At 67.2% G+C, this 21856-nt stretch carries 18 protein-coding genes; 7 read left to right on the top strand and 11 right to left on the bottom strand.

Going from position 1 to position 21856, the window contains the following annotated elements; translation table 11 throughout:
- Positions 1–63 precede the first annotated feature (63 nt).
- From QKY98_RS06210 to gltP, 3 genes are all read left to right on the top strand, one after another.
- Entirely contained in the window at positions 64–426 is a 363-nt protein-coding gene (locus QKY98_RS06210; protein WP_223855398.1) for a hypothetical protein, read from the top strand.
- Between the two features lie 66 nt (positions 427–492).
- Complete coding sequence (locus tag QKY98_RS06215) at positions 493–1323, top strand: aldo/keto reductase (protein ID WP_284670536.1); 831 nt, start codon at positions 493–495, stop codon at positions 1321–1323.
- A 310-nt stretch (positions 1324–1633) separates the two neighbouring features.
- Positions 1634–2983 (top strand): glutamate/aspartate:proton symporter GltP, encoded by a 1350-nt coding sequence (gene gltP, locus QKY98_RS06220; RefSeq protein WP_284670537.1) that lies wholly within the window; start codon positions 1634–1636, stop codon positions 2981–2983.
- Between the two features lie 51 nt (positions 2984–3034).
- Here gltP and QKY98_RS06225 read toward each other — a convergent pair whose 3' ends face one another.
- Positions 3035–3880 (bottom strand): NAD-dependent epimerase/dehydratase family protein, encoded by an 846-nt coding sequence (locus tag QKY98_RS06225; protein WP_144945229.1) that lies wholly within the window; start codon positions 3878–3880, stop codon positions 3035–3037.
- A gap of 151 nt (positions 3881–4031) precedes the next feature.
- Here QKY98_RS06225 and QKY98_RS06230 point away from each other — a divergent pair, with 151 nt between their 5' ends.
- The 3 genes from QKY98_RS06230 (at position 4032) to QKY98_RS06240 (ending at position 8506) form a co-directional block, all read left to right on the top strand.
- A complete protein-coding gene (locus QKY98_RS06230; protein ID WP_007159908.1) occupies positions 4032–4964 on the top strand; it encodes a hydrogen peroxide-inducible genes activator in 933 nt (310 codons plus the stop codon).
- The gene (gene recG / locus QKY98_RS06235; RefSeq protein WP_027597395.1) at positions 4961–7036 is read left to right on the top strand and encodes an ATP-dependent DNA helicase RecG; all 2076 of its coding nucleotides are present in this window, start codon (positions 4961–4963) and stop codon (positions 7034–7036) included. The genes QKY98_RS06230 and recG overlap by 4 nt, the downstream gene beginning before the upstream one ends.
- A gap of 75 nt (positions 7037–7111) precedes the next feature.
- Positions 7112–8506 carry an aminoacyl-tRNA deacylase and HDOD domain-containing protein gene (locus QKY98_RS06240; protein ID WP_074584201.1) on the top strand — a complete coding sequence of 465 codons (1395 nt, stop codon included), beginning with the start codon at positions 7112–7114 and terminating at the stop codon, positions 8504–8506.
- 104 nt (positions 8507–8610) lie between these two features.
- On the opposite strand, the gene rpmG is transcribed toward QKY98_RS06240, so the two are convergent.
- Both rpmG and rpmB read right to left on the bottom strand, forming a co-directional pair.
- Positions 8611–8766, bottom strand: coding sequence for a 50S ribosomal protein L33 (gene rpmG / locus QKY98_RS06245; RefSeq protein ID WP_007159904.1), 156 nt, complete (start codon positions 8764–8766; stop codon positions 8611–8613).
- Between the two features lie 11 nt (positions 8767–8777).
- Positions 8778–9014, bottom strand: a complete 237-nt coding sequence (gene rpmB, locus QKY98_RS06250; protein ID WP_007159903.1) for a 50S ribosomal protein L28 — start codon at positions 9012–9014, stop codon at positions 8778–8780.
- A gap of 383 nt (positions 9015–9397) precedes the next feature.
- Between rpmB and QKY98_RS06255 the strand changes: the two genes are divergently transcribed.
- Positions 9398–10975 (top strand): ABC transporter substrate-binding protein, encoded by a 1578-nt coding sequence (locus QKY98_RS06255; RefSeq protein ID WP_027597397.1) that lies wholly within the window; start codon positions 9398–9400, stop codon positions 10973–10975.
- A 23-nt stretch (positions 10976–10998) separates the two neighbouring features.
- Here the strand turns inward: QKY98_RS06255 and QKY98_RS06260 are convergent, their stop codons facing one another.
- The 8 genes from QKY98_RS06260 to QKY98_RS06295 form a co-directional block, all read right to left on the bottom strand.
- Complete coding sequence (locus QKY98_RS06260; RefSeq protein WP_017642340.1) at positions 10999–11328, bottom strand: Na+/H+ antiporter subunit G; 330 nt, start codon at positions 11326–11328, stop codon at positions 10999–11001.
- Positions 11329–11342: 14 nt separating this feature from the next.
- On the bottom strand, positions 11343–11612 hold the full coding sequence (locus QKY98_RS06265) for a K+/H+ antiporter subunit F (protein WP_007159900.1): 270 nt from the start codon (positions 11610–11612) through the stop codon (positions 11343–11345).
- Entirely contained in the window at positions 11597–12094 is a 498-nt protein-coding gene (locus QKY98_RS06270) for a Na+/H+ antiporter subunit E (protein ID WP_284670538.1), read from the bottom strand. The genes QKY98_RS06265 and QKY98_RS06270 overlap by 16 nt, the downstream gene beginning before the upstream one ends.
- Positions 12091–13590 (bottom strand): monovalent cation/H+ antiporter subunit D, encoded by a 1500-nt coding sequence (locus tag QKY98_RS06275; protein ID WP_027597399.1) that lies wholly within the window; start codon positions 13588–13590, stop codon positions 12091–12093. Before QKY98_RS06275 ends, QKY98_RS06270 begins: the two co-directional genes overlap by 4 nt.
- Complete coding sequence (locus tag QKY98_RS06280; RefSeq protein ID WP_027597400.1) at positions 13587–13916, bottom strand: Na+/H+ antiporter subunit C; 330 nt, start codon at positions 13914–13916, stop codon at positions 13587–13589. Before QKY98_RS06280 ends, QKY98_RS06275 begins: the two co-directional genes overlap by 4 nt.
- Before the next feature lies 1 nt (position 13917).
- A complete protein-coding gene (locus QKY98_RS06285) occupies positions 13918–16725 on the bottom strand; it encodes a monovalent cation/H+ antiporter subunit A (RefSeq protein WP_284670539.1) in 2808 nt (935 codons plus the stop codon).
- Positions 16726–17159: 434 nt separating this feature from the next.
- A complete protein-coding gene (locus QKY98_RS06290) occupies positions 17160–18593 on the bottom strand; it encodes an efflux transporter outer membrane subunit (protein ID WP_284670540.1) in 1434 nt (477 codons plus the stop codon).
- Entirely contained in the window at positions 18590–21766 is a 3177-nt protein-coding gene (locus QKY98_RS06295) for an efflux RND transporter permease subunit (RefSeq protein ID WP_027597403.1), read from the bottom strand. Before QKY98_RS06295 ends, QKY98_RS06290 begins: the two co-directional genes overlap by 4 nt.
- Positions 21767–21856 lie beyond the last annotated feature (90 nt).

Raw genomic sequence — 21856 nt, forward strand, 5'->3', positions numbered from 1 at the left:
GGGTCTACCTCCGCAGCGTCCACCCCGGGCGCTGTTTTTTTTGGTGCCACAGACGAGGCCAACATGACCCCGAATGTCCTTTCGACCCTTCGCCGTATCCTTCCTTCACTGCTGGTGGCGGCCCTATTGCTGCTGGGTAGCAACCCAGCCCGCGCCGAGGGCGGAGTGTCCTTTCGCTTCGCCGAAGAAGGACAGGGCTGGATGCTGCGCGGCCCGGTCGATGTGCTCAAGTGGCCCTTCGTCTACGACCGCAGTCGTGAGCGCGCGCGCAACACCCTGACGCGGCTGGACGGCGACACCCAGGTGCGGGTGATCGAGACCCGTTCCTTCCAGCGCTGGAAGCGCATCGAGGTGCAGCAGGACGGCCGTACCCTGCTGGGTTGGGTCGAGAGCTACAGCGTCCCCGAAGCCGTGCGGCTCGACTGATCGGGAGCAAAAGGCCACTGCCGCCAGTCACACCTCTGACAGTCATCAATCTCAGAGGAGCGACGCATGTCCGCGATCACCCGTCTTCAGCTCAACGACGGTCACCACATTCCGCAATTCGGCCTGGGGGTCTGGCAGACCCCGGCCGAAGAGACCGCCCAGGTGGTCAAGACCGCCCTGGACCTCGGCTATCGACACATCGACACCGCTGCCATCTACGGCAACGAAGAGGGCGTCGGCCAGGCCATTGCCCAGGCCGGTCTGCCGCGTGACGAGCTGTTCGTCACCACCAAGCTGTGGAATGCCGACCAGGGCTACGACAGCGCCCTGCGCGCCTTCGACACCAGCCTGGCCAAGCTGGGTCTGGAGCATGTCGACCTCTACCTGATCCACTGGCCGCTGCCGGAAAAGGGCCTGTTCCTCGACAGCTGGAAGGCGCTGATCGAATTGCGCAACCAGGGTCGGGTGAAGTCCATCGGCGTGTCCAACTTCCGTCAGGCCGACATCGAGACCCTGCTGACCGAGACCGGGGTGGTGCCGGTGGTCAACCAGATCGAATGCCATCCGCTGCTGCAGCAGCAGGAGCTGCGCGACTTCAACACCTACAAGGGCATCGCCACCGAAGCCTGGAGTCCGCTGGCCCAGGGTGGCGAGCTGCTGGGCAGCCCGGTGTTGCGGCAACTGGCGGCCAAGCACGGCAAGACGCCGGCCCAGGTGGTGCTGCGCTGGCACATCCAGCTCGGCAACATCGTCTTCCCCAAATCCAAGACGCCCAAGCGCATCGAAGAGAACATGCAGATCTTCGACTTCGCCCTGGACGACGAGGACATGCGGCAGATCGCCGGGCTGAACCAGGACAAGCGTCTGGGTCCGGACCCCGCGACCTTCAACGGCTGACGTTCAGGGGGCGCCGCGATGAGCGGCGCCTCTGTATGCCTGGCGCGCAAGGCGCCAGTGCCTGTATGCTGCGCGGCCCTTTCGGGACACCTCATGCCGGATCGGCATAGGGCAGGCGACAGCGGCATTAGACATACCCCGTTACCCTCTGGCAAAAGTGTGACGCCTTGGTGCTCCCAGTCCTTTTCGAGCACCGTTTCCGCAGCCTGAACGCACCCTCTCGTTGGCGTTGCATGCGCTTCGCGCATCACGACCCGACACGGTGACGTTCGTCCCGAACTCCATCCAAATAGAACAAAGGTGTCGGTACATGACCAAGCCCAAGCTCAGCCTCGCGTGGCAGATCCTTATCGGCCTCGTGCTGGGGATCGCCGTCGGCGCACTGCTCAACCACTTCAGCGCCGAGAAAGCCTGGTGGATCTCGAACGTCCTCAAGCCGGCCGGCGACATCTTCATCCGGCTGATCAAGATGATCGTGGTGCCCATCGTCATCGCCACCCTGGTGGTCGGCATCGCCGGCGTCGGCGATTCCAAGAAGCTTGGTCGCATCGGTCTCAAGACCATCCTCTACTTCGAGATCGTCACCACCCTGGCCATCGTCGTCGGCCTGTTCTTCGCCGACAGCGTGCAGCCCGGTGCCGGCATCGACATGAGCACCCTGGGCACCACCGACATCTCCCAGTACCAGAAGACCACCGCGGAAGTGCAGCATGACCACGCCTTCATCGCGACCATCCTCAACCTGATCCCGTCCAACGTCTTCGCCGCCGTCGCCCGTGGCGAGATGCTGCCGATCATCTTCTTCGCGGTGATGTTCGGCCTGGGCCTGGGCGCCTTGCCGGAAGCTACCCGCGAGCCGGTGGTGCGGATCTTCCAGGGCATCTCCGAGGCCATGTTCAAGGTCACCCACATGATCATGAACTACGCCCCCATCGGTGTCTTCGCGCTGATCGCGGTGACCGTGGCCAACTTCGGCTTCGCCTCCCTGCTGCCGCTGGCCAAGCTGGTGGTGCTGGTCTACGTCGCCATCGGCTTCTTCGCCCTCGGCGTGCTGGGCCTGGTGGCCAAGCTGTTCGGCTTCTCGATCTTCCGCATCATCCGCATCCTCAAGGACGAGCTGATCCTGGCCTATTCCACCGCCAGTTCGGAAACCGTGCTGCCGCGCATCATCGAGAAGATGGAGGCCTATGGCGCGCCCAAGTCCATCACCAGCTTCGTGGTGCCCACCGGCTATTCCTTCAACCTGGACGGCTCCACCCTCTACCAGAGCATCGCGGCGCTGTTCATCGCCCAGCTCTATGGTATCGACCTGTCGCTGAGCCAGCAGCTGCTGCTGGTGCTGACCCTGATGGTCACCTCCAAGGGCATCGCCGGCGTGCCGGGCGTGTCCTTCGTGGTGCTCCTGGCCACCCTGGGCAGCGTCGGCATTCCGCTGGAAGGCCTGGCCTTCATCGCCGGTGTGGATCGCATCATGGACATGGCGCGCACCGCCCTGAACGTGATCGGCAACGCCCTGGCCGCGCTGGTCATCGCCAAGTGGGAAGGTCTCTACGACGCCGAGAAGGGCGCCGCCTACTGGGCAGCCCTGCCGCACCTGAAGAGCACCGCCAAGGTCGAGGAGCGTCCTCAGGCCACCCGCGGTGAAGCCCTGCGCGACTGAGTGGCTGGCTAGCTGAGAACGGAGCCCGGCCCTGTGCCGGGCTCCGTCGTTTCAACCGGCGAGAATGGCCGCGTAGCCCTCGCGATAGCTGGGGTAGCGGGGCGTCCAGCCCAGGGCCCGGGCGCGGGCGTTGCTGCATCTCTTGCTGCCGGCGCGACGCAACTGGGCCTCGTCGGACCAGAAGGTGATGCCCAGCCGCGCCCGCAGCCAGTCGACCACCTCGTCCAGCGGCGCCGGATCGTCGTCCACGCCCAGATAGAGATCATCCAGGGCGACCCCTTCGCGATCCCGCTGCAGCAGCAGCGCCAGCAGGCCGGCGGCGTCCTCGACATGGATGCGATTGCCATACAGCGGCGGCTCGCGGGTCACCCGGGAGCCCTCGCGCACCTGGCGCAGCAGCGCCTCGCGTCCCGGGCCATAGATGCCGGTCAGGCGGACCACGCTGGCGGGCAGGCCGCTGCCCAGCGCCAGGTCTTCCGCCTCGCGCAGGATGCGCCCGGAAAAGCGCTCGGGTTCGGCAGGGGTGGTCTCGTCGACCCAGGCGCCGTCGCCCTGGGCATAGACGCCGCTGCTGGAGACGAACAGCAGGCGCTGCGGACGCTGCTCGCAGGCCGCCAGCCAGCCCAGCAGGTGGCGCAGGCCCTCGACATAGGCGGCGCGATAGCCGGCTTCGTCATGGTGGGTCGCGGCGGTGGCATAGACCACCTGGTCGAGGGGTTCGCGCGGCCAGGCGGCCGGCGGCGTGGCCTCGGCGAGATCGCCCGCGACCGGCAGCAATTCGGCGGGGAGGGCGGCGACAGTGCGCCTGAGGCCGAAGACCCGGTGGCCCTGGGCGACCAGTTGCCGACCGAGACGGCTGCCGACATCGCCGCAACCGGCGATCAGGATGGTGCTCATCGGTGTTTCCTTCTGCAAAGGCCGGGACAGACGGCCAGGGTAGCCTGCGCCCGGCCGTGGTCCAACACGAGAGCGCATGCTGCTGCCCGTCGCGCTTGGCCGTTGATAGAGACAGCCGCTAAGATTGGCCGGCACCCCATGGAATTTGACTATGACCCTGACTGAACTGCGCTATATCGTCACGCTCGCCCAGGAACAGCACTTTGGCCGAGCTGCCGAGCGTTGCCACGTCAGCCAGCCGACGCTGTCGGTCGGCGTCAAGAAGCTCGAGGACGAGCTGGGCATTCTGATCTTCGAGCGCAGCAAGAGTGCCGTGCGCCTGACCCCCACCGGCGAGGGCATCGTCGCCCAGGCGCAAAAGGTGCTGGAGCAGGCCCAGGGCATCCGCGAACTGGCCCAGGCCGGCAAGAACCAGCTCACCGCGCCGTTGAAGATCGGTGCCATCTATACCATCGGGCCCTATCTCTTTCCGCACCTCATCCCGCAGCTCAACCGGGTGGCGCCGGAGATGCCGCTGTACATCGAGGAAAACTTCACCCACCTGCTGCGCGACAAGTTGCGCACCGGTGAGCTGGATGCCGTCATCCTCGCCCTGCCGTTCAACGAGCCGGACGTCCTGACCCTGCCGCTGTACGACGAACCCTTCTATGTGATGATGCCGGCCCGGCACCCCTGGACCAAGCTCAAGGCCATCCCGCAAAACCAGCTCAGCGACAAGAGTCTGCTGCTGCTGGGTGAAGGCCATTGCTTCCGCGACCAGGTCCTGGAAGCCTGTCCGACCGTGCGCAAGCACGAGGAAAACAAGAATTCCACGGTGGAATCCTCTTCGCTGGAAACCATCCGCCACATGGTGGCCTCCGGCCTGGGCGTCTCGGTGCTGCCGTTCTCGGCGGTGGAGAGTCACCACTATGCGCCGGGGATCATCGAGGTGCGCCCCTTCGAGCGGCCGGTGCCCTATCGCACCGTGGCCATCGCCTGGCGCGCCAGCTTTCCGCGGCCCAAGGCCATCGAGGTGCTGGCCGACTCGGTCCGTCTGTGCTCGGTGGCGCGGCCTGAAGCCAAGGGCGTCGTGCAGCCGGCATGAGTGAACTGGCCGCGACGCCGGTCACCGCCCTCAAGGGGGTCGGCGCCGCTCTGCAGGAGAAGCTCGCGCGGGTCGGCCTGGAAACCCTGCAGGACGTGCTCTTCCACCTGCCGCTGCGCTATCAGGATCGCACCCGCATCGTGCCCATCGGCGCCCTGCGGCCCGGTCAGGACGCCGTGGTGGAGGGCATGGTCGCCTCCGCCGAGGTGCTCATGGGCCGGCGGCGCAGCCTGCTGGTGCGCCTGCAGGACGGCAGCGGCACCCTGTCGCTGAGATTCTTCCACTTCAGCCAGGCGCAAAAGGACGGCCTCAAGCGCGGCACCCTGCTGCGCTGCTATGGCGAGGTGCGCCCCGGCGCCTCGGGCCTGGAGATCTACCATCCCGAATACCGCGCCCAGGACGAGAACGCCCCGGCGCCGGTCGAGCAGACGCTGACGCCCATCTACCCGACCACCGAAGGCCTCACCCAGCTGCGCCTGCGCCAGCTCAGCGCCCAGACGTTGGAACGACTCGGGCCCGAATCCCTGCCCGACTGGCTGCCGCCGGAGATGGCCGCGCACTATCGCCTGGGTCCCCTGGCCGATGCCCTGCGCTACCTGCATCGACCGCCGCCGGACGCGGACCTGGAAGAGCTGGCCGAGGGCCGGCACTGGGCCCAGGAGCGGCTGGTCTTCGAAGAATTGCTCACCCACCAGTTGTCCCTGCAGCGGCTGCGCGAGACCCTGCGCGCCCAGCGTGCGGTGCCCCTGCCGGCCGCCCGCCGGCTGCCACAGTTGTATCTGGACAACCTCGGCTTCACCCCCACCGGCGCCCAGCAGCGCGTCGGGCGCGAGATCGCCCATGACCTGGCCCAGCCCGAGCCCATGCTGCGGCTGGTGCAGGGCGACGTCGGCGCCGGCAAGACGGTGGTCGCGGCCCTGGCCGCCCTGCAGGCCATCGAGGCGGGCTATCAGGTGGCGCTGATGGCGCCCACCGAGATCCTCGCCGAGCAGCACTTCCTCAACTTCCAGCGCTGGTTCGCCGCCCTGGACATCGAGGTGGCCTGGCTGGCCGGCAAGCTCAAGGGCAAGGCCCGCGCCAGCTCCCTGGAGCGCATCGCCGCCGGGGCGCCCATGGTGGTGGGCACCCATGCGCTGTTCCAGGACGAGGTGCGTTTCGCCCGCCTGGCGCTGGTGGTGATCGACGAACAGCACCGCTTCGGCGTGCAGCAGCGCCTGGCGCTGCGCCAGAAGGGCGTCGACGGTCGCCTGGCGCCGCACCAGCTGATCATGACCGCCACCCCCATCCCGCGCACCCTGGCCATGAGCGCCTATGCCGATCTGGACACCTCGGTGCTCGACGAACTGCCGCCGGGACGGACGCCGGTCAATACCGTGAGCGTCACCGACAGCCGTCGCGAGGAAGTCGTGGAGCGGGTGCGCGCCGCCTGCCACGAAGGGCGTCAGGCCTACTGGGTCTGCACCCTGATCGAGGAATCCGAGGAACTCACCTGCCAGGCGGCCGAGACCACCTACGAGGAATTGCAGCTGGCCCTGGCCGAATTGCACGTCGGGCTGATCCATGGACGCATGAAGCCGGCGGAAAAGGCCGCGGTGATGGCCGAGTTCAAGGCCGGCAACCTGCAATTGCTGGTGGCCACCACGGTGATCGAGGTGGGGGTGGACGTGCCCAACGCCAGTCTGATGATCATCGAGAATCCCGAGCGCCTGGGTCTGGCCCAGTTGCACCAGCTGCGCGGCCGGGTCGGGCGGGGCAGCGCCGTCAGCCACTGCGTGCTGCTGTTCCATCCGCCGCTGTCGCAGATCGGTCGTGAGCGGCTGGCTATCATGCGCGAGACCAACGACGGCTTCATCATCGCCGAGAAGGACCTGGAGTTGCGCGGCCCGGGCGAGATGCTGGGGACCCGTCAGACCGGCCTGCTGCAGTTCAAGGTGGCCGATCTGATGCGCGACGCCCATTGGCTGCCGGCGGTGCGCGATGCCGCCCAGGAGTTGCTGGCCCGCTGGCCCAGTCATGCCGGTCCGCTGCTGGAGCGCTGGTTGCGCCATGGCCAGCAATACGGCCAGGTTTGACAAAGCTTATACAGACGACGCTACCTACGGAGCCGAATGGTTATACTCCAGGGCGTACGTGAGGAAGAAAATGCCATGACCGATGTAGCGCTCGCTTCGCCCCTCCCTGAGGTTCCCCCTTCGATCCAGCAGTTGCTCGCCCAGTTGAACCTGGCCTATCGGCCGATCCCGGCGACGACGCGCCTGCCGCAGGCGAATCGGGTACACACGGTGCTTCTGAGCGACAGCGTCGGCATGCTGCTGGTGCTCTTGCCCGAGGATCAGCTGCTGGACCTGCGCCGGCTGGTGGAATTCACCGGGCGGCAGCTGGCGGTGGTGGCGCCGGAGCGGCTGATGCGCACCCTGGAGCGCTACGAACTGGATGTCCTGCCGGGGCTGCCGTCGCTGACCAATTCCCCCTGCCTGTATGACGAGCGACTGCTGGAAGCGCCGCGCCTGCTGCTGGAATCCGGTGAACGCTCGCTGCTGCTGGAAGTGGAAACGTCTGACTATAGGCGCCTGCTGAATCAGGCCACCGCGGGCAGCTTCGGCATCCCGGCGGCCGGTATCCAGCCCAATCTGCGGCAACCGGAACGCGACGAGGCGGAGATCCTGCATGCCGCCACCGCCTTCACCGCGCGGCGCATCCGCCAACGCCTGGAGGAGACGCTGGAGATCCCGCCGCTGTCCAAGACGGCGGAAAAGGTCATCAAGCTGCGGGTCGATCCCGAGGCCACGGTGGACGATCTGGCCAATGTGGTGGAGACCGATCCGGCCCTGGCGGCCCAGGTGATCAGCTGGGCCGCCTCGCCCTACTATGCCGCGCCCGGCAAGATCCGCTCGGTGGAAGACGCCATCGTGCGGGTGCTGGGCTTCGACCTGGTGATCAACCTGGCCCTCGGCCTGGCCCTGGGCAAGACCCTGAGCCTGCCCAGCGACCAGGCCCAGCAGGAAACCCCCTACTGGAAGCAGGCCATCTACACCGCCGCCCTGATCGAGGGCCTGGCGCGCTCCATGCCGCGCGCGGAGCGGCCGGAGATGGGCCTGGCCTATCTCGGCGGCCTGCTGCACAACTTCGGCTATCTGGTGCTGGCCCACGTCTTTCCGCCGCACTTCTCGCTGATCTGCCGCCACCTGGAAGCCAACCGCCAGCTCGATCACCAGGTCATCGAGCACCACCTGCTGGGTATCACCCGCGAGCAGATCGGTGCGGCCCTGATGCGCTGCTGGGAAATGCCCGAAGAGGTGGTGACGGCGCTGCGCTTCCAGGGCGATCCGGGCTACCAGGGCGAGCAGGCGGTCTATCCCAACCTGATCTTCCTGGCCGTGCAGCTGCTGCGCGCCGAGGGCATCGGCAACGGCCCGGCCCAGCCGATTCCCGACGAGCTCTATGCGCGGCTGAGCATCGATCCGGCCAAGGCGCGGGAGTGCATGCAGAAGATCCTTGGCGCCGAAGCCGCCCTGCGCGAGCTGACCGGTCAGTTCAAGTAGCGGGCCGAGCGGCCTCCGGCGCCCCGGGCGCCGGAGCTGCCGGGCCGGACGCCAGACAACAAAAAACCCGCCGAGGCGGGTTTCTTGTTCAAGGGGGCGATCAATTACTTGATCTTGCCTTCCTTGTACATGACATGCTTGCGCACGACCGGATCGAATTTCTTGATTTCGATCTTTTCGGGCTTGGTGCGCTTGTTCTTGTCAGTGGTGTAGAAGTGGCCGGTGCCGGCACTGGAAATCAAACGGATCAATTCACGCATGACGAATCCCCTTAGAATTTTTCGCCGCGGCTACGCAGCTCGGACAGTACGGTTTCGATACCGCGCTTGTCGATGATACGCATGCCCTTGGCAGAAACGCGCAGACGCACGAAGCGCTTCTCGGATTCTACCCAGAAACGGTGGTGCTGCAGATTCGGCAGGAAACGACGACGGGTTTTGTTGTTAGCGTGGGAAACGTTGTTCCCAGTAATCGGACCCTTACCGGTTACTTGGCAAACTCTCGACATGGCTCAGCCCTCATAAACCTCATGCCAAACCCGGCATGGGTTGGCCGCTTGTAACTGTATTGATTCCTGTTTTGACGGGGAGAGCCGGCAAACGCCGGGGACCTGAAGCGGCCATACCCCGAAAAAAGAGCGCTGTTTTATACCAGAAGTACTCGGGCATAACAAGGTAGGGCGACGGATGAAATGCCCGCGCACCGGGCGCTGTGCGGGCCCGGCCGGAATGCCAACCGTTCGTCGGTCGGAAGCATTGTGACGGACGGACGGGTGGTCTAGTTTAGAGCGACTGCCAAACTCAATCCACGTCCGCCAGACGACCGCCCTGTCCGCCGTTGCCAGTCATCCGTGCGCCGTCTGCCCACTTCGGCTCTACAAGGAATCGTTCTATGCGTTTCGCCGCCTTGCCACTGCTCTTCGCGCCCCTGCTGGCGCAGGCCGCCACGCTCAGTGTCTGTACCGAAGCCAGTCCGGATGGATTCGACGTGGTGCAGTACAACTCCCTGACCACCACCAACGCCTCGGCCGACGTGCTGATGAATCGCCTGGTGGAATACGATGCCAGCGAAGCCAAGCTGGTGCCGAGCCTGGCGCAGAGCTGGACGATCTCCAACGACGGCCTGACCTACGACTTCGCCCTGCGTCCGGACGTGAAGTTTCACCAGACCGACTACTTCACCCCCAGCCGTACCCTGACGGCCGACGACGTGGTGTTCAGCTTCCAGCGCATGCTGGACAAGGACCATCCCTGGCACGGGGTGGCCAAGAGCGGCTATCCCCATGCCCAGTCGATGCAGTGGCCCAAGCTGATCAAGAGCGTGGAAAAGACCAGCGACCTCGGTGTGCGCATCGTGCTCAACAGCCCGGATGCCACCTTCCTGCCGACCCTGAGCATGGGCTTCGCCTCCATCTACTCGGCCGAGTACGCCGAGCAGCTGCTCAAGGCCGGCAAGACCGAGCAGCTCAACGACGAGCCCATAGGCACCGGTCCCTTCGTCTTCAAGCGCTACCAGAAGGACGCCGTGGTGCGTTACGCCGCCAACCCGGACTACTTTGGCGGCAAGCCCAAGCTGGACGGGCTGATCTACGCCATCACCCCGGATTCGGCGGTGCGCCTGCAGCGACTCAAGCGCGGCGAGTGCCAGATCGCCCTGTCGCCCAAGCCCCAGGATCTGCAGAGCGCCCATGAGGACAAGAGTCTGCAGGTGCTGCAGACGCCGGCCTTCATGACCGCCTTCGTCGGCATCAACACCAGCCATCCGCCGCTGGACAACATCAAGGTGCGCCAGGCCATCAACCTGGCGTTCGACAAGCAGAGCTATCTCAAGGCGGTGTTCCAGGACACCGCGGTGGCCGCCGACAACGTCTATCCGCCCACCACCTGGGGCTATGCCAAGGACGTGCCGGCCTATCCCTATGACCCGGCCAAGGCCAAGGCGCTACTGGCCCAGGCGGGCCTCAAGGACGGCTTCAAGACCACCATCTGGACGAGACCCAGCGGCAGCCTGCTCAATCCCAATCCGCAGCTGGGCGCGCAGATGCTGCAGGCCGACCTGAAGAAGATCGGCGTCGATGCGCAGATCCAGGTGATCGAGTGGGGTGAACTGATCCGCCGCGCCAAGACCGGCGAGCACGACCTGCTGTTCATGGGCTGGGCCGGCGACAACGGCGATCCGGACAACTACCTGACGCCGCAATTCTCCTGCGCCTCGGTGCAGTCGGGCCTGAACTTCGCCCGCTATTGCGACAAGACCCTGGATGGCGCCATCAGCAAGGGCAAGACCCTGTCCGACCAGATGGCGCGGGCCACGGTGTACCACCAGGCGCAGCGCATCATCCACGACCAGGCGCTGTGGCTGCCGCTGGCGCACCCGACGGTGACGGTGCTGGCCAAGAATGGCGTCGAGGGCTACCAGCCCAATCCCTTCGGCCGCCAGGACTTCAGCAAGGTCAGCGGCGGTCGCTAGCAGCGCGTGCGGCGCGGCCAGCCCTAGCGCCAGGGTTGGCCGTCGGTGCGCTCCACCTGCTTGACCTTCTGCTGGATGGCGGCGCGCGCCAGCATATGGGCGCTGACCGGCGCGGTGATGAAGATGAACAGGGCGATCAGCAGCTCGTGCAGGCTGAGGCCCTCGCCCTGGACGCTGAAGAACAGCATCGAGGCGATGATGGTGCTGCCCACGCCCAGGGTGGTGGCCTTGGTCGGACCGTGCAGGCGCATGAAGAAGTCCGGCAGCCGGTACAGGCCAATCGCGCCGATGAGGGCGAAGCTGCTGCCGATGAGCAGCAGGGCGCAGATCAGGAGTTCGAGCCAGAAGGGCATGGGATAGCGCTCCGTTAATCGATGATTTCGCCGTGCAGCATGTGCTTGCCCAGCGCCACGGTGCCGACGAAGCCGGTCACGGCAATGAGCAGCGAGGCTTCGAAGAAGACGTCGGTGGCCAGCCAGATGCCGAACAGGATGATGATCGCCAGGACGTTGATATAGAGGGTGTCCAGGGCCAGCACCCGATCCGGGATGTCCGGTCCCTTCACCAGGCGATAGACGTTGAGCACGGCGGCCACGCCCATCATCCCCATGCACAGCAGGGTCACGTAGGTGAGCATTCGAAGATCTCCTTGAGCGGGGCCTCATAGCGCGTCTTGACCTGGCGGATCACCTCGTCCTTGTCGGCGACATCCAGACCGTGCAGCAGCAGGGTCTTGCGATCGCCGCTGAGGCCGGACGACACGGTGCCGGGGGTGAGGGACACCACGCAGGCGAGCAGGGTGAGCAGGAATTCGTCCTCGATGTCGATGGGGACCTCGATGAAGGCGGGCTCAAGCGCCTCGGTCCGCCCCAGCACCAGCCGTGCGACGTGCAGGTTGGCGACGATGATGTCGTACAGCACCACCAGCATGTAGCGCAGCAGGAGCAGGGGGCGGCGCAAGCGGGGGGCGTGCAGCAGAAAATCCTGGCAGAGCAGCGGGATGCCCCAGCCGAGCAGCAGGCCCAGGAGCAACTGGCCCAGGCTCAGGCTGTTGTTGAGCAGCAGCCAGGTCAGGGTCAGCAGGACGGTGAGCAGTGGGTGCGGTAGCCAGCGCTTCATGGGCCAACTCCCCGGACGATATCGAAGTAGGGTGCGACGTCCAGCAGTTGCCGGGCGGTCTCCAGGGCGTAGCCATGCAGCGGCGCCGCCAGCGCCATCAGCAGCGGGCTACCCAGCAGCAGGCCGAGGGTGGCGGTGAGCTGGATGGGATCGAGGCGGACGTCCAGGGCCGCGCCTCGGCCGCGCCAGAACAGCGTGGTCCCGGCGCGGGACAGGGCGATGATCATGCCCAGTCCGCCGAGCAGCACCACCGGCCAGATGATCAGCGCCGGCCAGGCGGTGCCGGTGGCCTGCAGCAGCATCACCTTGCCAAGAAAGCCGGGGAAGGGTGGCAGCCCGGCGACGGAGACCGCGCCCAGAAAGAACAGCCCGCCGAGCAGTCGGGGGTGCGCCAGCGGCGGACCGCTGCCGAGGGTATCGCCCTGGGCACCGCGCTGCTGGGCGATGAGATCCGCCAGCAGGAACAGGGCGCCGGCGATCCAGGTGCTGTGCACCAGATAGAAGAGGCTGGCGGCGAGTCCGGCGACACTGCCCAGGGCCACGCCGGTCAGCAGCATCCCCACCGAGATGACCACCAGATAGCCGAGCAGGGTCTTGAGGTGATGGGCCGCCAGGGCGCCGAACACCCCGGCGGCCAGGGTGACCGCCGCCAGCGGCCAGAGCCAGGGCAGCACATAGTGGGCGAGGGGACCGGCGGCGGCGCCGAACACCAGCAGAAAGACCCGGACGATGGCGTAGAGCCCGACCTTGGTCATGATGGCGAACAGGGCGGCGACCGGCGCACTGGCCGCCGAATAGGCACTGGGCAGCCAGAAATACAGCGGCAGCAGGGCGCCCTTGAGGCCGAACACCACCAGCAGCAGGAAGCCGGCGGCGGCCAGCAGCGGTGCCTGCGCGGGATCGGCGTTGGCCACCCTCAGGCCCAGATCGGCCATGTTCAGGGTGCCGAGCAGGCCATAGAGCAGGCCGATGCCGATCAGGAACAGCGCCGAGCCCACGAGGTTGAGCACCACATAGTGCAGGCCGGCGCGCACTCGGGCCGGTCCCGCGCCGTGCACCAGCAGGGCATAGGAGGCGATCAGCAGGATCTCGAAGAAGACGAAGAGGTTGAACAGGTCGCCGGTGAGAAAGGCACCGTTGATGCCCAGCAGCTGGAATTGGAACAGCGCGTGGAAATCCGGACCGCGGTTGTCGTCGCCGCGGCAGGCGTAGAGCGCCGCGCCGGCGGCCAGTACCGCCACGGTCGCCAGCATCAGCGCGGCCAGGCGATCCAGCAGCAGGACGATGCCGAAGGGCGCCGGCCAGTCGCCCAGGGCATAGACCTCCAGCTGGCCGCCGTTGGCCCGCTGCAGGAGCAGCAGCGCCAGCGGCAGCAGGGTCGCGGTGGCGAGCAGCGACAGCCCGCGCGCGGTACGGGCGGACAGCCGCGGCCGCATGAGCAGGAAGGCACCCATGAACAGCGGCACGAGGATCGGCAGGATGATCAGGTGCTTCATCGGCGCGGCTCCTCGCCATCCACGTGGTCGGTGCGCAACTCGCCCAGGGCGCGCAGCGACAGGGCGACCACGAAGGCGGTCATGGCGAAGCCGATGACGATGGCGGTGAGCACCAGCGCCTGGGGCACCGGGTCGGCCTGCTCGGCGGCCTGGCCGATCACCGCCGGCACGCCGGTGCGCAGGCGACCCATGGCGAACAGGAAGAGATTGACCGCATAGGAGAGCAGGGTGAGGCCGAGCACCACCGGATAGAGACGCGCCCGCAGCAGCAGGTAGACGCCGCTGGCGGTGAGCACCCCGAGGGCCGTGCAGAACAGGATTTCCATGCTAGAGCACCTCCTGGCTGGAGCCGTCCGTGTCCTTCTCGTCCCGGCTGACGTGGCCCAGGTTGGAGAGGATCAGCAGGGTGGCGCCGACGACGGCGAGGTAGACCCCGAGATCGAAGATCAGCGCCGTGGCCAGTTCGGTCTTGCCGATCAGGGGGATGGCGAAGTAGTCGAAGGCGGTGGTCAGGAAGGGCCGGCCGAACGCCAGCGAGCCCAGTCCGGTGAGGGCGGCGATCAGCACCCCGAGGCCGCAGAGCGCGTGGTAGCTGATCGGCAGGCGCCGCTGGGTCCAGGTCACGCCATGGGCCACGTACTGCAGGATCAGGGCAATGGCGGTGATCAGGCCGGCGATGAAGCCGCCACCGGGCAGGTTGTGGCCGCGCACGAAGATGAAGGCCGACACCAGCAGCGCCAGCGGCAAGAGCACCCGCGCCACGTTGTTGAGGATCATCGGATGGCTGTCGCGCGACCAGGGCGTGCCCTTGGGATCGACCAGCGGATGCGGCAGGTGCAGGTGCTTGAGCAGGCCGTAGACGCCCGCCGCGGCGATGGCCAGCACGGTGATCTCGCCGAGGGTGTCGAAGCCGCGGAAGTCCACCAGGATGACGTTGACCACGTTGTAGCCGCCGCCCCCGGACACCGAATTGGCCAGGAAGAAGTCGCCGATGCCCTCATAGGGGCGGGTCAGCACGGCATAGGCCAGCAGCGCCACCAGCAGCCCCAGGCCGCCGGCCAGCAGGACGTCGCGCAGGCCGCGCAGGCTGCTGGATTCGATGGGGGTGCGATCGGGCATGAAGAACAGCGCCAGCACCAGCAGGATGATGGTCACCACCTCCACCGACAGCTGGGTCAGCGCCAGGTCCGGCGCCGAATAGCGGGCGAACAGCAGGGACACGATCAGGCCCACGGTGCTCAGGGTCATCAGCGCCTTGAGGCGGTTGCGGTGGAAGGACACCGTCAGCACCGCGGTCAGCATGAGGATGCCCAGGCCCAGGGCGGTGAGCGGATCGAAGGGCGACAGGGCGACCGGGCCGTGGAGGCTGTCCAGGCCGGACAGCGCCGCCACCAGCAGCACCAGGGTGGCCGTCAGCATCAGGGCGATATAACCCTGCAGCGAGCCGCTCTCCAGGCGCCCGGTGAGGCGCTGGGCGAAGCCGATCAGCCGATTCAGGCCCTGTTCGAAGACCAGCCGCGCATCGACGTCGGGCAGGCCTTCCTGCCAGCGGAACAGCGGCTGACGGAAGGCATAGACCAGCACCCCGCCGACCATGGCCAGGATACTCATCACCAGGGCGGTGTTGAAGCCGTGCCAGATGGCCAGGCTGTAGTCGGGCAGGCTGCCGCCGAGGGCGGCGCTGGCGCCGGCGGCCAGCAGCGGCGCCACGGTGTAGCCGGGCACCACGCCCACCAGCAGGCAGAGCAGCACCAGGATCTCCACCGGGATCTTCATGTAGCGCGGCGGTTCGTGGGGCGGATAGTGGGGCAGGTCGCGTGGCTCGCCGTTGAAGAAGACGTCATGGATGAAGCGCAGTGAATAGGCCACCGAGAAGACCCCGTAGAGCACCGCCACCGCCGGTACGATCCAGCTGAAGCTGCCGAACAGGCCGTGGTTGAGGGTCTCGTTGAAGAACATCTCCTTGCTTAGGAAACCGTTGAGCAGGGGCACCCCGCCCATGGCCGCGGCGGCGACCATGGCCAGCACCGCGGTGTGCGGCATGTAGCGCCAGAGGCCGGCCAGGCGGCGCATGTCGCGGCTGCCGGTCTCGTGGTCGATGATGCCGGCGGCCATGAACAGGGAGGCCTTGAAGGTGGCGTGGTTGAGGATGTGGAACACCGCCGCCACGGTGGACAGCTGGGTGTCGAGGCCGAACAGCAGGGTGATCAGCCCCAGGTGGCTGATGGTGGAATAGGCCAGCAGGCCTTTGAGGTCGTGCTGGAACAGCGCCAGGATGGCGCCCACCACCAGGGTGGTGAGGCCGGTGAGGGTGACGATGTAGAACCACCACTCGGAATCGGCCAGCGCCGGATAGAGTCGCGCCAGCAGGAAGACCCCGGCCTTGACCATGGTCGCCGAGTGCAGATAGGCCGAGACCGGCGTCGGCGCGGCCATGGCCTGGGGCAGCCAGAAGTGGAAGGGGAATTGCGCGGACTTGGTGAAGACGCCCAGCAGCACCAGGATCAGCGCCAGCGGATAGAGCGCATGGCCGGTGATCAGCGGGCCGGCGGCGAGGACGTCGCTCAGCTCGAAGCTGCCGACGATATGGCCGAGCAACAGGATGCCGGCGAGCAGGGCCAGGCCGCCGCCGCCGGTGACGGTCAGCGCCATGCGTGCGCCCTGGCGGGCTTCCCTGCTGTGGCTCCAGAAGCCGATCAGCAGGAAGGACGACAGGCTGGTCAGCTCCCAGAACACCATCAGCAGCAGCAGGTTTTCCGCCAGCACCACGCCCAGCATGGCGCCCATGAACAGCAGCAGGTAGGCGAAGAAGCGCCCGACCGGCTCGTCCTTGCTCAGGTAGTAGGTGGCATAGAGGATCACCAGCAGGCCGATGACCAGGATCATCAGGGCGAACATCAGCCCCAGGCCGTCCAGGCGCAGGCTGAGATTCAGCCCCAGCGCCGGCAGCCAGTCGACCCGGTGCAACAGCACGCTGCCGTCGAGAACCGCGGGCAGTTGCGTGGCCAGCAGGGCCAGGGCCAGGGCGGGGGCCACGGCGGTGCCCAGGGCGCAGGCGCGCCGGCCGAAGCGATCGGTCGCCAGCGACAGCAGTGTTCCCAGGAAGGGCAACGCGATGATCAGCGCCAATACCATGCCTGCATCCTTTAGCTGAGCCGCCTCACGGCGGTTGGTAGATGGGGCTCCCTAGAGGCCTCGAGCGGCATTCGATCCCCGCGCCGGGACGCTTGCCGGGACGGCAAGGGGCGCGCGAAGCGATCTCTGAGTTTCGTACAAGAACCGGCGGTTTAATAACCTAAGGTGATAATAAAAGAGAGACCACAGATTCCTAGGCCTGTCTCCCTTACAAAATATTAGGAAACAGCCGCAAGGCGTCCAGCCTGGGAGGCAGACACCGGCGGGCAGAGGCCCGGACCTCTTTGAGACCTCTGCAACGGGCTTTTGCTCGCGTCGCCGGGCAGGGGTGCCCCGCTGCGGTGCCAGGGGCGTCGCAGCGGGGCGGGGGGAAGAAAAAAACCGACACGCCAAAGGAGCAGGGGAACACGCGTGCCGGGGGGTAAGCGCCGGCGTCAGAGCGCCGGCGCGGGGGAAGCGTTGCCCTGGGCGAGACGCGCGGGTTGCACGTCCCAGCCGCCACCCAGGGCCTTGTAGAGGGCGACGATGCCGCGATAGAGCTCGATCTCGCCCTGGGCCTGCTGGTCCTCGGCGGCCAGGCGTTCGCGCTGGGCATCGAGCAGCACCAGGAAGTCGGTGCCCCCTTCGCGGTAGCGGATCTCGGCCTGGTCGGCGGCGGCGCGGCTGGCCACCGACTGACGGATCAGCGCCTGCAGGCGCTCCTGGCGACGGCCGTAGTCGCTGAAGGCGTTGGCGCTCTCTTCCAGGGCGGTCAGCACCTGCTGCTCGTAGTTGGCCAGGGCCTCTTCGGAGCCGGCGCGGGCGCCGCGCAGGCGGGCGCGGACGCTGCCCAGGTCGAAGGCCGGCCAGGTGATGCTCGGGCCGAGTCCCCAGGCCCGGGCGGCGCTGCTGCCGATCTGCGAACCGCGCCCGGCGGTGAAGCCGAGAAAGCCCGAGAGGCTGACCCGCGGGAAGAGATCGGCGGTGGCCACGCCCACGTCGGCGGTGGCGGCGGCCAGCCGGCGTTCGGCGGCGGCCACGTCCGGCCGGCGGCGCAGCAATTCGCCGGGATCGCCGATGGGCAGGCGCTTGGCGATGGCCGGCAGGGCCTTGGGTGAGAGATCCACGCTGAGGGCATCCGGGCGCTGGCCGAGCAGGGTGGCGATGCGATTGCGCGCGCGGGTGGCCTGGGCCTGGAATTCCGGCAGGCTGGCTTCGGTGGCCGCCAGCCGCGCTTCGCTGCGCTGCACGTCCAGGTCGCTGCCCATGCCTTCGTCCCTCAGGGTCGCGGTCAGGCGGCGCGCTTCGCGCTGGTTGCCGAGGTTGTCGCGGGCGATGCGTTCGCGCAGCTGGGCGCCGCGCAGATCGCCATAGGCATCCACCAGCTCGGCGATCAGGCTGACCTGCAGCGCGGCGAGATCCGACGCCGCGGCCTCGGCGCGGGCATCGCTGGCTTCCAGGGCATGGCGGACCCGACCGAACAGGTCCAGCTCCCAGGCCATGTCCAGGCCCAGGTCGTAGCGATCACTGTTGACCCGCTCCTCGGTGAAACCGGGTTGCTGGGCCTTGCCGAGCTGGCTGCTGGCACGGCTGGTGACCGTCGGATAGAGGTCGTTGGCGTCGTCGTCGCGCAGGGCGCGGGCGGCGCGCAGCCGGGCGAAGGCGGCGCGCAATTCGCGGTTGCCGTCCAGGCTGCTGGCCACCAGGGCGTTGAGAGTCGGGTCCTCGAACTGGCGCCACCAGAGCGCCTCGAAGCGGCCCTGGTCGTAGGCGCTGGGCTGCTGGCTGGCCTTGAGCTGGACGGGTGCCTGCTCAGGCGCCTGGTAGTGCGGGCCGACGGCGCAGGCGGAGACCGCCAGCGCCAGCAGCAGGGGAGCGAAAGCCTTCATGCCTGGGCCTCCTGGGCAACGGCGGAGCGGGCCTGGCGACGCTCCACGAAGGCGCGTACCAGCACATAGAAGAGCGGCGTGAGCAGCAGACCGAAGAAGGTCACCCCGAGCATCCCGGAAAACACCGCGACGCCCATGGCGTGGCGCATCTCGGCGCCGGCGCCGGTGGAGGTCACCAGGGGTACCACGCCCATGATGAAGGCGAAGCTGGTCATCAGGATGGGCCGCAGGCGCAGGCGGCAGGCCTCCAGCACCGCGGCGACGCGGTCCTTGCCGGTGGCCTGCTGGTCCTTGGCGAACTCGACGATGAGGATGGCGTTCTTGCACGCCAGGCCCACCAGCACGATCAGGCCGATCTGGGTGAAGATGTTGTTGTCGCTGCCGGCCAGGATCACCCCGGTGATGGCCGAGAGCAGGGTCATGGGCACGATCAGGATCACCGCCAGCGGCAGGCTCCAGCTCTCGTACTGGGCGGCCAGCACCAGGAAGGCCAGGAGCACGCAGAGCGGGAACACCAGCAGGGCGGTATTGCCGGAGAGGATCTGCTGGTAGGTCAGCTCGGTCCATTCGAAGGTCATGCCGTTGGGCAGCTCCTGCTTGAGCAGCCCCTCGATGGCCGCCTGGGCCTGGCCGGAGCTGTAGCCGGGCGCCGGCGCGCCGTTGATCTCGGCGGTGAGGAAGCCGTTGTAGTGCATCACCCGGTCGGGACCGGCGGTGTCGCTGACCTTGACGAAGGTGGACAGGGGCACCATCTCGCCGCGGTCGTTGCGCACCTTGAGCTGGCCGATCTGCTCGGGTTCCAGGCGGAAGCGCTGGTCGGCCTGGACGTTGACCTGGAAGGTACGGCCGAAGCGGTTGAAGTCGTTGGCGTAGACCGAGCCCAGGTAGGCCTGCAGGGTGTCGAAGATGGCGTCGATGGGCACCCCGTGAGTCTTGGCCTTCTCGCGGTCGATGTGGGCATCGATCTGCGGCACGTTGACCTGGTAGCTGGTGAACAGCGACTCCGGCGCCAGTTCCGGCAGCTGTCGGGCCTTGGCCAGCACGCTCTGGGTCTGGGCGTAGAGTTCTTCGTAACCCAGGTTGCCGCGGTCCTCCACCTGCAGGCGGAAGCCGCCGATGCTGCCCAGTCCCTGCACCGGCGGCGGCGGGAAGATGGCGATGATGGATTCCTGGATGGCGGCGAATTCGCCGTTCAGCTGGGCGGCGATGGCGCCGGCGGACAACGAGGGATCACGACGCTCCTCGAAGGGCTTCAGGGTCACGAAGACGATGCCGCTGTTGGGGCTGTTGGTGAAGCCGTTGATGGACAGACCGGGGAAGGCCACGGTGCTTTCCACGCCGGGGTGCTTGAGGGCGATGGCCGACATGCGGCGGATGACCTCTTCGCTGCGATCCAGGGTGGCGGCATCGGGCAACTGGGCGAAGGCCACCAGGTACTGCTTGTCCTGGGGCGGCACGAAGCCGGTCGGCGTCTTCACCAGGCCCAGGCCGGTCAGGCCGAGCAGCACCACATAGAGCACCAGCACGATGGAGCCGCCGCGCAGCACCCGGCGCACGGCGCCGACGTAGCCGTGGCTGGCTTTCTCGAAGAAGCGGTTGAAGGGGGCGAACAGCCAGCCGCCGAACAGCCGGTCGAGCAGTCGCGAGAAACGGTCCTTGGGCGCGTCGTGGCCCTTGAGCAGCACCGCGGCCAGGGCCGGCGACAGGGTCAGGGAATTGAAGGCCGAGATCACCGTGGAGATGGCGATGGTCAGGGCGAACTGGCGATAGAACTGCCCGGTGAGACCGGAGATGAAGGCGGTCGGCACGAACACCGCGCAGAGCACCAGGGCGGTGGCGATGATGGGCCCGGTCACCTCGCCCATGGCACGGCGGGTGGCGGCCACCGGATCGAGGCCGAGGCCGATGTTCCGCTCGACGTTTTCCACCACCACGATGGCGTCGTCCACCACGATGCCGATGGCCAGCACCAGGCCGAACAAGGACAGCGCATTGAGCGAGAAGCCGAAGGCGTGCATCACCGCGAAGGTGCCGATCAGCGACACCGGCACCGCCGCCAAGGGAATGATGGAGGCGCGCCAGGTCTGCAGGAACAGGATCACCACCAGCACCACCAGGATGATGGCTTCGAACAGGGTGTGCACCACGGCTTCGATGGAGCCGCGCACGAAGATGGTCGGGTCGTAGACGATCTCGTAGTCCATGCCCTGGGGGAAGCTCTGCTTGAGCTCGGCCATCTTGGCGCGCACCTGGTTGGACAGGTCGATGGCGTTGCTGCCGGGGCGCTGGAAGATCGGGATGGCCACCGCCGGCTGGTTGTTCAGCAGAGATCTCAGGGCGTACTGGTTGGAGCCCAGTTCGATGCGGGCGATGTCGCGCAGCCGGGTGATCTGGCCGTCGCTGCCGGCGCGCACGATGATGTTGGCGAATTCTTCCTCGTCCACCAGGCGGCCCTGGGTGTTGATGGCCAGCTGGAAGCTGGTGCTGCCCGGGGCCGGCGGCGCGCCGAGGGCACCGGCGGCGACCTGGCGATTCTGCTCGCGGATGGCGGTGACCACGTCGCTGGCGGTCAGGCCGCGCGAGGCCACCTTGTCCGGATCGAGCCAGACGCGCAGGGAATAGTCGCCCATGCCGAACAGCTGGACGTCGCCCACGCCGTCCAGTCGCGCCAGCTCGTCCTTGACGTTGATCAGGGCGTAGTTGGACAGATAGAGCATGTCGTAGCGCTGATCCGGCGAGGTCAGGTGCACCACCATCGCCAGGTCCGGCGAAGCCTTGTCGGCGGTCACGCCGAGGCGCTGCACCTCTTCCGGCAGCTTGGGCAGGGTGCGGGTGACGCGGTTCTGCACCTGCACCTGGGCGGTATCCAGATTGGTTCCCAGGGCGAAGGTGATGGTCAGGGTCAGCTTGCCGTCGGCGGTGGACTGGGACGACAGGTAGAGCATGTGCTCCACGCCGTTCATGGCCTGCTCCAGGGGCGCGGCGACGGTCTCGCCGATCACCTTGGGGTTGGCGCCGGGGAAGGTGGCGCGCACCACCACGGTGGGCGGGACGACCTCGGGGTATTCGCTGATCGGCAGCTGGAACAGCGAGATGGCCCCGCCGATCAGGATGATCAGCGAGAGCACGGCGGCGAAGATCGGCCGGCGGATGAAGAACTGGGAGAAGTTCATCGGGCTTTCCTTGGGCAACAGGCGGCCGTCGCGTCCATCGCGGCCATGGGCCGCTCCTACGGTAGGAGCGGTCCATGACCGCGATAGACG

It is taken from the genome of Pseudomonas sp. HR1, from assembly GCF_030175875.1.
GTDB lineage: Bacteria > Pseudomonadota > Gammaproteobacteria > Pseudomonadales > Pseudomonadaceae > Chryseomonas > Chryseomonas oryzihabitans.